Below are 10,196 nucleotides of genomic sequence, written 5' to 3'. Positions count from 1 at the left end.
TTCAGCTCGCGCATGGGTGTGGTTACCAGCACGGGCATCCAGTTTATCGATGTGCGCGATATTGGCAGCGCCTGCGTTGCCATACTCGAAAAGCTCGATCGGCCAGAGCGTATTCTACTTGGCGGTCACTACTACCCATGGAAAGAGCTGATCAGCACACTTTATGAGCTGACTGGACGCCGCCTGCCCTACGCGCCCATTCCCGGCCCACTACTGCGGCTAATGGGAATATTAGGAGATGCATTTATCACGCTGACTGGCGTGAACATTCCGATTACGGCAGAAGGCACCCAATACGCTACACGCTGGGTGCGAAGTGACGACAGCAAATTTGAAACGGTGCTAGGGCTTAGATTTAGACATCACCGTGAGACCTTGGCCGACAGTCTGCACTCGCTGTATGCGGCCGGGCACATTAAGCGCAAGCATTTGGGGAAGCTCGCCTAGCTAGGCGCAAGAACTACCCAGGATTGGCAACTGGAATAAGAATCTCATTGCGCCGTAGAAACCAGGGCACGAAGGGCGGATTATAACGCGCCCAGATTGGCTCATCTTCGGCGACATAGCCCTGATCAGCGATCCATGCCTGTAACTGGGCAAGATTTCGGCGATAGCCCTTCTCGCTCCAGAAGCCTGAATAGCGAACGGCTGCCATATAGCGGGCCGGCACCTGTCGTATCACCACCGCTGGATCTGTTGGTGTAGGAGTAGTCTCCAGCGTAAACGACGCCGGCATCATAAAACTCACCGCCCACTTGCCGTCTTTCTGCGCCTGACCTACCGGCGAGGTCATAGCGATCTTTTCGCTCTCGGCGGTCTGTCCCACTGGCGAGGTCATAGCGACCTTCTGCTGGGCCTCGTTGTTGCCGGAAATGTAGCGAAACAGGCGACCAAAGGCCTCATTGCCAGCGGCTTCAAAATCGCCGTCTACCAACGTTTCCGCGAGAATATGCGGCGCGTACTGACGAAGCTCAAAGGGCTTTTCATCAACCACCACGGTGTATTCGGCCTCTTCCACCGCCATCACGTGTGCTCCCGTCAAAAGAAATACAAAAGCAAGAAAACGCGCCGCGCATCGGCCAGCCATCTGGCTCGCAGGGATTGATCTCGTCATCGCTTTCAGCACTCCGGAAAAAGTAAGCGTAAGGCCCGCTGCGAACCAGCCAACAGACTCAGGCCATCAGGTTCAGGGGCTTTACAGGGCGTCGCATTTAGCGCCCGCGCCACACTCGCAGCGGCGGGTGTAAAATAGAGACACAACTCGCAATGCAGGCCGCCTGACTCATACCGCGTAAACACAGCCATATCATCGGGTTCACCAGCCTCATCAAATGCGGTGTCAACCCCAGCCTTTATCTGCTCCGGCTTATCAATCGCCAGCAATGGGTCACCGAGAACAATCCGCAACCACATAGCTATGACGTCGCGCGCCGAGGCATGAACATGTGCAAGAACCACAGACAGCCATCGCGTTCAAATGGAGATTTCGTCGGCATAAAAAAGCGAAATGGATGGTGGCTCGGTGGCCAAGGCACTTATCTCGTCAACAAAGGCAATTGAGGCAGGCACAGCGAAATGCTGTTTCAGCGCGGCCTCGTCGGCCCATTTCTCAACAAACACCAGCCGCCCGGCAATCTCCGGGTCCTGATACACACCGTGCTCAATACAGCCGGACTCGGCGCGCGAGCGCGCTACGTGCTGCTGACTGAGCTGCAACGCCTCAGACAGGCGCGCCTGCGGCACCGTCACACTGCCATGCACGATAATCATAACCCCTCCTGCAAGCAGCAATGTCCGGCTTCTCTATGCCTCTGTCGTGGTCTTGGCCTTGGTTACCTTTTTCTTGGCCACGCTCTTTTTACGCGCCGCCGCTTTACGGCGCGGTTTGGATTTTCCCTCGTTCGCAGCATCGTTAAACCCGGCAGCCACTTCCAGATCACACAGCGCCTCTTCCATATAGTCGATTAGCCGCTGAACCTGCGGTAACGAACGACGACAGGCAATAATGCCGAAATCCACATTCTCACCATAGGTCACCAGGGTAATGTTCATCGCCATACCATCGGTCACTATCGACAACGGGTAGGAGCCGTCCATGCGCGCGCCGTTCCAGTACATGGTCTCGCGAATACCGGGCACATTGGATATCGCGACATTATAAGGTGGCAACCGCGGCGTTAACCCGAGCGGCATAAATAGCGCGGAGGGTGACTGCATCAGCATGCTGACCAGCTCCACCTCCTTCGGTGACATACCCTGGTAAAACGCTTTGCCCGCCTGTACCGACGCCATAATGGCGCGAATGCGCTCTGCCGGGTCTGCAATATGGGTCGAGAGATCAGCACTGATGGCCGCCACCGCATTGCCCGAATCCACATCGCCTTTCTGACGCAGAGAAACCGGCACCATGGCCTTCAGGCCCTGATCGGGAAGTTCCGCGTGATTGATCAGATACGTACGCAGAGCGCCCGCACACATACCCAGCACCGCATCATTAAAGGTGCCGCCATAGGCCTTGCCTAGGCGATGGATACGCGCAAAGGGCCACGACTGCGCGACAAAGCGGCGCGCGCCATCCACCCGGCTGTTCAGCACACTGCCAGGCACACGCAAATGCGGCAGGGTGAGATCGCCGCCCCGCCCAGCCCAAGCCTTGGTAAAGCCCTTCAGCGCTCGATACAGATTGGCGCTGCTATCAAAGGTGGATTTGAGCATATCCGCTACATTGCGCAGCTCCTCCTCCGTGGGCAGACCCTGCTGGCCAGCCAGCAGCGCCTCTTTGTAACGATGCCAAGATTCCAGCGAGAGGGGCGAATTTTCCAGCACATAATTTGGGTCTGACGACAGCATACTGCGAGAAATATGCACCGAGCGGGCACCGTCCACCGCCGCGTGATGAGTTTTGGTATAGACCGCAAACTGGCGGTTCTGTAAGCCTTCGATCAGATGCATTTCCCACAAGGGCCGACTGCGTTCCAACAGCGTACCGTGCAAACGCGATACCAGAGTAAAGAGTTCGCGATAGCGTCCGGGCTTGGGCAAAGCTGAATGGCGCACGTGGTATTCCATATCCAGTGCCGGGTCCGGCTCCCACTGGGCATTACCCATCAGTCCCGCACGCCCCAACTTCAGCCTGTCCCCAAAGGGCGGCAACAACGCATCGGTATTGCGAATGGTATGCGCCAAGTTGTGGAGGAATTCTTGTTCATCCACACCCTCTGGCAAGGTAAAAAGGCTTACCCCGCCTACATGCATGGGCATTTCACGGTTTTCTGCCAGCAGAAAGCCCTTGTCCACCATACTCAATTTTTTCATCGTCACCTCTGCCTGTTGTTATATTCTGGTGTGCGCTAGTGCGCGAAAAAATCGCTGCGCAATTCTTTTGGCAAAGATAATGGAATACAGCAATTCGGCGGGGAGTTCAATGGCTGGCGTGGGTCAACAAAAATAATGGCAATTTCTTCCAACGGTGGGGCGCTGCCAAAGCTTAACACTCGATAATTTCACACATGACATGCCGCTCTGACCCTTTCCGCCGGCACCCGCAGCTGTTTTAGAAGATAAACCTTAAAGGACTCGTCATAAGGCTGATCAGCAATGGCTCTTTGCATGCATAAGAGCCAGGCGTCGCGCTGCGCATAACCCACCGACAAATGCCTGTGAACCGCTGGAATAACAATAGAACCAAAGTGTTCCGCGTACAGCCTTGGGCCACCCAACCAGCCCGACAGAAAATAGGCCAACTTCTTACGTGAAAGTGCAAGATCAGCCGAATGCATTTGCAAGATAACCCGAGCCTCAGGCAGCGTTTCCATATATGTGTAGAACGCATCCACAAGCCTGATCAGGCCAGAAAGTTCACCTGCGGCTTTGTATGACGAGTCGCCAGTGCCGTAAGCCGGGGAAGGTTTATTCATAAAGATTTCAACGGATTCTGGCGCATTGATTAGACCCAACGGTTTGAACGACTCTGACCCCAATGATTATGATCATATTGATCAGGGTTGTAAGTGCCTAACAATAAATTCGATCTGATCATCAATCACCTTCTCCCACAGCGGACTAACGTAAACATCGAAATGACCACAGGGATACGACTTAACCTCGGCGCGCGGTGCACGGCCAGCTGCGTCATGTGCAAAGCGCGCAGGCGTTATCAGATCTTGCTCTCCAATGGCGTAGAGAATGGGGCAAGCTATCTTGGCGGCCTCCGCCCCCGGACGATAAAAACCCAGCGTTAGTGCCACCCGTGCGGCTACCTCATTGCGCCAGGTAGAGCCACTCGGGTTCATGTTCGCGAAGCCTGCAACCGCATCTGGCGTCACCATCGCCGCAAGATCGCCAGCATTGCCCACGGCACCGATATAATAGGGCTTGCATCCAAGAATCATTCTTAACACATCCCACAGGCCAGCCATCGTCAAGCGCAGTGAGTGGCCTATGCCAAGCGCTGGCAGATTTCTCAACCCATCGCAGAAAGGTACTTGTGCAATTGCCGCCGCTATTGACTGGTCACGTGCCGCCAATGTCTGAACATGGCCGCCACTGAACGAGCTCCCAAAGATGGCTATACGTGCCGGGTCGACACCGGGTAGTGCGCGCGCCGCTGCAATCGCTGCCTGCCAATCCTGCAGTTGGCGGCGAATGCTCAAAAGCTGACGCGGTTCACCGGCGCTGGCTCCAAAGTGGCGATAGTCGAACAGCAATACGACACAACCCGCTTGGGCGAACCGCTCCGCGTAAGCATCCAGCCTTTGCTCCCTCACAGCTGAGAAACCGTGAGCCATTACCACGCAGGGACTAGGCGAGCTGGACGCTGGCCGATATAACCAAGCGGCGCATGTTATTCCGTCAGATTTAAATTCAAGATCTGTACGCATGGTGCGTCTCCCTGACTCTCGTGTTGCTCGTCTAACGTGGAGTTAGAATAGCGTGCTGCGGCGCGTGGGTCTCAAACGTTTTACACGCTTAGTTCTCAACGGACCGCGGGATTGCAATCAATGCCTGTGTCTGAGCCCTCGCTACAGCCTGAAACCAGCGACAAATATTTTGACTGAAAAAATCTACCGCGAGCCAAAAGAAACTCAGTAATAAAAATCCGCAAAACCGATCGCTTCACCACACTGATCACATTTCATGGCACTGACGAGAGGCTGTTGGCAGCTGCGATGGCTTAATATCAACGCCGGTGCGTCACAAAACCAGCGATCACCCCAGCGCATGAGGGTGACAATGACAGGAAAGAGCGAGAGGCCCTCTTCGGTCAGGCGGTATTCGGCACGACCCTGCCCACTGCGGGTGAAGATGCCAAGTTCGGTAAGGCGGGAAAGGCGGCTGCTGAGAATATTCGTGGCAATACCCAACGCCTGCTGAAAACCGCCGAAGGTGCGCACGCGGTAGAAAGCGGCGGCAATGGTAAGAGCTGTCCAGCGATCGCCGAGTATTTCCAGAGTCCTGTCCATGATGGGGTGTTTGGCATCCAGTGCCGAAGGCGCAATCCGCGAGCGACGCGAAGGCATGTCGCTGGCAAGGCTTTCATCCGGTGTGCCGGGGCCGTAGTGCCAGTCGCAGGCACGGGCCGTAAACGGGGTGTCGCACTGTGCGCAGCTGGGTATGGGGCTGAATTCCTTGCCGCACTGGTGGTGCTTTAGGTGGTGGGTGAGGCAGCCTTCGGTAAAGTGCCAGCGTTTGTCCCAGTAGATAATGGCCAGCGCCACGTCGTAAAGGTCTTTGCCCATTTCGGTGAGGTGGAATTCGTTGGTGCCGTTTACGCTGCGACGCTCGAGCACGCCCTGCTCTTCGAGCCGCTTCAGACGATTACTGACTAGGCTTTTCGACAAGCCCGTGCATTTCACCAGCTCGGTAAAGCGAAAACGACCGAGGAATACCCAATAAACCAACAGCAGTGAGCTGCGGTCACCCACCACACCCAGTGCCCGGCTTATCGCGCGCGCATGCAACAATGGGTTATCGATTGGCTGGTCTGTAGAGACCGGTTGGCCAGGCGTTGATCTGGGCATTTGAGTCATGTAGGCAGCTGTGTCATGAGCGCATCGTAACACCGCGCCAGCGCAAACGCTGAACCATCATCATTCATCGGTCATCCTTTTGTCGGCGACTTTGGGTAATACGAAACCGCTGGGCGACAAAACCCAATTCGGTAAGCGAGGCATTTCCTGCCGGGTTCAGGCCCGTGACGTGAAAATCGCTGTAGGCCGCTGCAAAATTCAGTGGCATGGGGCCGGTGAGGTTTATTGTGAGTTGGGCACCGGCACGAGCGTATGCCTGCTCGGCCTGCGCGATGAACGCCTCGTTCGTGGAATAGAGAAACGCCGTAAGCCCACCCGCAGCACGCACATCCTGCGTGGCCTGTTGCAAGGCTTCGCTCGCGTCCTCGCACTCAATCACAAACGATACCGGCCCGAAGCGCTCTCCCAGATACAGCTCACGCTGGTTTGGAGTTACCTTGAGCATTAGCGGTGTGCGTGTGCGCGCATTGGGGTAATCGGGATGCTCGTAGACACTGCTGGCCAAAATAACCTCGGCCTGCTGTGCCAGTTGATCCAGCATTTTTTCGGTATCTGGCGACTGAATCGTGGCCATAATCATGGCGGCCTTACGCGGATTGGTAGCGATAGCGCATATGGCATCTGCAAGCCTCTGGCGCACCTCATCCGCACCGACCCAGTGATCACCTTCGCGCACGCCTTGTTTGGGCAGATAGATATTCTGGGGGCTGGTGCACATCTGCGCGGAAAACATGCACATGGTGGTAGCCAGTGAGCGGATAACCGCATCAAGATCCTTGCAGGAATCCAGCACCACAGTATTCACGCCGGCGGTTTCGGTAAAACACAAGGCGGGGTGAGCATTCTGTTCTACCCAGCTGCCAAATTGAGCGCTGCCGGTAAAATCGACAATGGCAGTTTTCGGGTGTTTAACCAATACTTTGCCCAGCGGTTCGTTGCGAGTATCCAGTTGCAGGGTGACCAGATCCGGATTCTGGCCGTAGGCTGCCAACACTTCGCGAAAGCATTTAACGCTGAGCGCCATCGGCAATACCGACCCGGGATGGGGCTTGACGATAACTGGATTGCCGGTAGCAAGACTAGCCATCATCGACGGCCAGGCATTCCAAGTGGGAAAACTGGCACAGGTAAAACACACGGCCACACCGCGCGGTACCAGCCGGTAGGTTTTATCCAGGCTAATAGTGGCTTTGCCAAACTGACGCTCCCAGCGCGCGTTGGTGGGCGTAAAGCTCATCGCCTCATAGGCGTAAACCAGCGCTTCAATTGCACGGTCCAACGCGTTTACACCGCTTCCAGTAAAACTCATATTGGGGCTTTGGCCGGCGGTATGCATCACTGCCTTGGCCATCAGAAACACCTGCTGCTCGAGTGCGTCGATCACCTCCAGTAATATACCGATGCGCGCCTCCGGACTCAGGGCGGCCCAGTCTGGCATGGCGATTTCGGCTGCGTTAAACAGTGTGTCGGGGTTACAGCGCGGATAGGTGATACCCAAGGGTTTGCAGGTGTAGGGTGAAATTTCATCGCCTACCTGATCCACTATGCCGGGCAGCGCTATATCAAACGGTTGGTTGAGCAAAGCCTGAAAAGTCTGCTCTGCCTGCTCGCTCAACGCTTCGTTATTAGTGACCAGCGCAGCAGCCTCGGGAAAGGGAGACCAGTGAAAACGCTCCTTACAGGCTTTGCGTGCGGCGCTAAAACGCGCTTCATGTTTCTGAAAAAGATTGCTGCTCATGCTTATACTTTCAGCCACACTCATACTCTTCTCCAGCGAATACGGTGATGTTTAATTCCCTTGGGGGTTTGCTCATCCGCGGACAAAGTCAGGTGCTTACCATTAAGTGAATCGCCCTCGAATGTCATTCGCCGCCGTTGCTCACTACCGACAAAATTTGGGTTCAGTGACAGCTCAACCCTGTGCACCACGTCCTCACCGTCGATGTGAAAGGCACCGCCATATGAAAAGTAGCTATCGAAAGCCGCGAGTTTTTCTTCAACTGGTGCCTTGGCAGGTACCGGGTTGGATAAGACCGGCCGGTCTGCGCGGGCAATGGTGGCGCTCATTTGACCATCCGGGGTGTACAGAATGCGCCCCACGGGCTTTTCACCAAAGGGATAGCTGGTTTTATCACCCAGGCTGATGGTCCAGGATTCCAGCGCCCAACCGCCAACAATGGGGTGATCAATTATTGTTATCACATCAGCACTCACTTCAATCGCTCCACTAGCATTGCCGAGCCAACGCCGCCGGCGCCGGTTGCTACCACCAGGCCCAGGCTACAATCATCCTGTTCCAACACATCACAAAGTGTTGACAGCAATACCGCTCCGGTAGCGCCCATCGGATGCCCCTTGGCTAAATGCCCGCCGCTTACGTTGATCTTGTCGGGGTTAATGCCGTAGCGACGTTCAAACAACACCGGCACCACCGCAAAGGCCTCCATAAACTCAATACGGTCTACATCGTTTAGGGATACCCCCAGCTGCGCTAACAAGGTGTCCATCGCCGCCATGCCACCGGTCAGCGAGTCTGCGGGGCTGGCCGCTGCATCCAGCCAGCCAAGAATGCGCGCTCGCGCCTGTGATTTGCCTTCCGCGCCGGCAATCAAACCCACCGCGGCGCCATCGACCATCGGCGGTGCGTTGGCAAAGCTGTGTCGATAATCGATCTCGCGCTCGTTCAATATCGACTGGTAGGGCTTAGCCATGACCTCAAAGCCGGGCGGCATGGCAGCCAAACTGTCTACCGTTGTTTGCGCGCGTATACATTCATCCTGTTCTGCCAGTACCGCGCCGCTGGCGTCGTGTACCTTGATGCGCGATGTTTGATAACGCTCACCCGCTGCGGCACGCTGATGCGAGCGCAGGGTAACGGCATTGAGCTCATCGCGAGACACGTTTTCTCTGGTGGCCAGAATATCGGCAGACAGCGCCACGGGGATATAGCGTTCATCCACCGCCAACTCGGCATCTTGATAGTAGTGGGCTTTGTCCGCCATAAAAGCCACCTGCGACATACACTCCACCCCACCGGCCAGCACCTGCTGATACTGACCCAAGGCACAGGCATTGGCGGCCAGACCAATACTGCTCAGACCCGAGGCGCAGAAATGGTTCAGGGTCATGGCGGTACAGCTTTCCGGCAAACGAGAGTGTAATTTACTTTGCAGGGCAACGTTGCCTCCCTGCGCGCCAATTTGTCCAACACAGCCGAGCATCATTGCACCTACACGGTCGAGGGGCTGTTTCAGCTGTGCTGTGACTGAGGCAACCAGTTTGGCCGGAGGCAACGTAGACAAGCTACCGCCTTCTCGCGCTTTAGTGCGCGGTGTGCGCAGGCAATCGATCAGATAGGCTTCCATCAATCTATTGACTCCCTACCAGTCGCGGGCATCGGCCCAAGTGGCGTGAAAACCGGCGGGTACCCGCACCGGCAGATGCACCCGTGCCAGCGGGCCTTTGTCGATGGCCCGGGCATCCCAGATGCGAAATTCGGATTCACCCGTACCTTCGTGGCTACACAGACCAACCACATACCCGTCGTCTTCTTCGGTTGCACCAATACGCGGTGCAAAGGCCACTTCCGAGCCGCACATACCCGGCTCGTAAAAGTAGGCCGTTTTGCTGCCTTGTTTGAAATCGTAACGATAGAAGCCTTCGAACTTCAGGGTATCGGTTTTGGCTATGGCCTGCACATAGGCATAGCGATTCTGCTGACCACTAACATCTAAGTTGATGCTGGGAAACTCACCGATGGCATCATCGAGATCGTGGGTCGTGCATTTGCCGGTTTTAAGATTCATGCGCCATTCGCTAGGCACAGCGTTTAAAGCCAACACCTCTACCATGGCGCGGTAAGGCCCGTAGGCTGCACCATTTACATGGACATTGGGCACCATCTTGCAACCCAGCATGACAATCTCGTCGCCCTCTTCCCACGCGTTGATCACGTGATAGATATAGCAGGGGTCGGTTTCAAACCACTTCACCTCTCCCTTGCAGTTGCGCGGCACTACCCCAAACCGTGTGGGCTGATTCGCTATTTCTATGGACCACTGGTGCTGCTTCAGCGCCTGCTCGGTGAACACCACCGGCAGATCATGCAGCACAAAATAATTCTGGGTGAAGGCCATATCGTGGGGCAGACGCGGCCCTGGCAACTCT

11 protein-coding genes and 1 pseudogene are annotated in these 10,196 nt (G+C 55.8%); 1 reads left to right on the top strand and 11 read right to left on the bottom strand.

What is annotated here, in order from left to right; genetic code table 11:
* Positions 1 to 447, top strand: a pseudogene (locus tag ABYP39_RS14355) (hypothetical protein); the annotation flags it as partial.
* A gap of 13 nt (positions 448 to 460) precedes the next feature.
* Here ABYP39_RS14355 and ABYP39_RS14350 read toward each other — a convergent pair.
* From ABYP39_RS14350 to ABYP39_RS14300, 11 genes are all read right to left on the bottom strand, one after another.
* Positions 461 to 1,114 carry a heme-binding protein gene (locus tag ABYP39_RS14350; protein WP_372764286.1) on the bottom strand — a complete coding sequence of 218 codons (654 nt, stop codon included), beginning with the start codon at positions 1,112 to 1,114 and terminating at the stop codon, positions 461 to 463.
* Between the two features lie 5 nt (positions 1,115 to 1,119).
* Positions 1,120 to 1,458, bottom strand: a complete 339-nt coding sequence (locus ABYP39_RS14345; RefSeq protein WP_372783185.1) for a hypothetical protein — start codon at positions 1,456 to 1,458, stop codon at positions 1,120 to 1,122.
* A gap of 15 nt (positions 1,459 to 1,473) precedes the next feature.
* Positions 1,474 to 1,770 (bottom strand): putative quinol monooxygenase, encoded by a 297-nt coding sequence (locus ABYP39_RS14340; RefSeq protein ID WP_372749417.1) that lies wholly within the window; start codon positions 1,768 to 1,770, stop codon positions 1,474 to 1,476.
* Positions 1,771 to 1,803: 33 nt separating this feature from the next.
* Positions 1,804 to 3,315: a wax ester/triacylglycerol synthase family O-acyltransferase gene (locus ABYP39_RS14335; RefSeq protein ID WP_372749416.1), complete on the bottom strand. Its 1,512-nt coding sequence runs from the start codon at positions 3,313 to 3,315 to the stop codon at positions 1,804 to 1,806.
* 188 nt (positions 3,316 to 3,503) lie between these two features.
* Positions 3,504 to 3,917, bottom strand: coding sequence for a group II truncated hemoglobin (locus tag ABYP39_RS14330; RefSeq protein ID WP_372764285.1), 414 nt, complete (start codon positions 3,915 to 3,917; stop codon positions 3,504 to 3,506).
* Between the two features lie 81 nt (positions 3,918 to 3,998).
* Positions 3,999 to 4,880 carry an alpha/beta hydrolase gene (locus ABYP39_RS14325; RefSeq protein WP_372783183.1) on the bottom strand — a complete coding sequence of 294 codons (882 nt, stop codon included), beginning with the start codon at positions 4,878 to 4,880 and terminating at the stop codon, positions 3,999 to 4,001.
* 204 nt (positions 4,881 to 5,084) lie between these two features.
* The gene (locus tag ABYP39_RS14320; protein WP_372758346.1) at positions 5,085 to 6,020 is read right to left on the bottom strand and encodes a winged helix-turn-helix transcriptional regulator; all 936 of its coding nucleotides are present in this window, start codon (positions 6,018 to 6,020) and stop codon (positions 5,085 to 5,087) included.
* A 73-nt stretch (positions 6,021 to 6,093) separates the two neighbouring features.
* Positions 6,094 to 7,791 carry a phenylacetic acid degradation protein PaaN gene (gene paaN / locus ABYP39_RS14315; RefSeq protein WP_372783181.1) on the bottom strand — a complete coding sequence of 566 codons (1,698 nt, stop codon included), beginning with the start codon at positions 7,789 to 7,791 and terminating at the stop codon, positions 6,094 to 6,096.
* Positions 7,788 to 8,231: a lipocalin-like domain-containing protein gene (locus ABYP39_RS14310; protein ID WP_372747339.1), complete on the bottom strand. Its 444-nt coding sequence runs from the start codon at positions 8,229 to 8,231 to the stop codon at positions 7,788 to 7,790. Before ABYP39_RS14310 ends, paaN begins: the two co-directional genes overlap by 4 nt.
* A gap of 8 nt (positions 8,232 to 8,239) precedes the next feature.
* Entirely contained in the window at positions 8,240 to 9,394 is a 1,155-nt protein-coding gene (locus ABYP39_RS14305; protein WP_372783179.1) for an acetyl-CoA C-acyltransferase, read from the bottom strand.
* Positions 9,395 to 9,409: 15 nt separating this feature from the next.
* On the bottom strand, positions 9,410 to 10,196 hold a 787-nt coding region (locus ABYP39_RS14300), incomplete at its 5' end, for a carotenoid oxygenase family protein (protein ID WP_372783177.1).

It is taken from the genome of Litorivivens sp. (genome assembly GCF_041625495.1).
In the GTDB taxonomy this organism is placed as follows: Bacteria; Pseudomonadota; Gammaproteobacteria; order Pseudomonadales; family Spongiibacteraceae; genus Litorivivens.
The sequence above is the reverse complement of the archived record's forward strand: the minus strand, read 5'-3'. Positions and strand labels throughout refer to the sequence as shown.

Excerpts from the sequence above, each read along its gene's own strand:
- ABYP39_RS14350 (WP_372764286.1), bottom strand. The coding sequence starts at position 1,114 with ATGACGAGATCAATCCCTGCGAGCCAGATGGCTGGCCGATGCGCGGCG.
- ABYP39_RS14340 (WP_372749417.1), bottom strand. The coding sequence starts at position 1,770 with ATGATTATCGTGCATGGCAGTGTGACGGTGCCGCAGGCGCGCCTGTCT.
- ABYP39_RS14335 (WP_372749416.1), bottom strand. The coding sequence starts at position 3,315 with ATGAAAAAATTGAGTATGGTGGACAAGGGCTTTCTGCTGGCAGAAAAC.
- ABYP39_RS14330 (WP_372764285.1), bottom strand. The coding sequence starts at position 3,917 with ATGAATAAACCTTCCCCGGCTTACGGCACTGGCGACTCGTCATACAAA.
- ABYP39_RS14325 (WP_372783183.1), bottom strand. The coding sequence starts at position 4,880 with ATGCGTACAGATCTTGAATTTAAATCTGACGGAATAACATGCGCCGCT.
- ABYP39_RS14320 (WP_372758346.1), bottom strand. The coding sequence starts at position 6,020 with ATGCCCAGATCAACGCCTGGCCAACCGGTCTCTACAGACCAGCCAATC.
- paaN (WP_372783181.1), bottom strand. The coding sequence starts at position 7,791 with ATGAGTGTGGCTGAAAGTATAAGCATGAGCAGCAATCTTTTTCAGAAA.
- ABYP39_RS14305 (WP_372783179.1), bottom strand. The coding sequence starts at position 9,394 with ATGGAAGCCTATCTGATCGATTGCCTGCGCACACCGCGCACTAAAGCG.